The organism is Cupriavidus sp. 05T41, from assembly GCF_056396525.1.
On sequence record NZ_JBFTLQ010000210.1, the window covers coordinates 1 to 621 of the forward strand.

Annotated in this window: 1 protein-coding gene; it reads right to left on the reverse strand. The window is 73.3% G+C overall.

Features of this window, described 5'->3' with window-relative positions; translation table 11 throughout:
- A partial coding sequence (locus AC1DKV_RS40525) for a DNA-binding protein (RefSeq protein WP_477139774.1) occupies positions 1-621 on the reverse strand: 621 nt, incomplete at both ends.

The following is a 621-nucleotide window of genomic DNA, read 5'->3' on the forward strand; positions in this document are numbered from 1 at the left end:
TCGGTGCGCAGGTCCGCCGCCGCCTGCTCGCCCTTCTGGCGCAGCGTGCGTTCCTGGTCGATCTCGCGCAGCGCGCGGCGTTCGGTGGCGCTGGCCCGCTCCTGGGCGACGGCAACCTGCTCGCGGGTGTGCTCCAGCTCGGTCGAGAATTGGGTACGTAGCGCCTGCAGTTGCCGCTCCAGCGCTGCGAGCTGACGCGTGCCTTCCTCCTGACGCGCCTGGGCGGCCGCGAGGGCCTGGCGCGCGGCCTCCAGTTCGCCCTGGAGCGCCGCGCGCGCCTGCTGGGCGGCATCGAAGTCGGCCTGGACGGCGGCGGTCTCCTGCTCGGCCACCACCACCGCGGCGCGCGCGTGGTCGCGCTKGGCCTCGGCTTCGCTGGCCTGCAGCCGTGCCTCGGCCCGCAAGGCGGCCAGCTCGCCGGTGGCCGCCTCGTTGGCGGCCTGCCAGATMGATTGCACGGCATGGGCGGCGATCGCCTTGAGCGCGTCCGGCAGCCCGGGGTGGTCAATKGTCACGCGCATCTTGTCGCGCAGGTCGGTCCAGAACTGCGCCAGCACCTCGGTCGGCGTGCCCATGCTGCCCTTGCGCACCAGTTGATAGAGCTTGTTGGCGGTGGGGGTG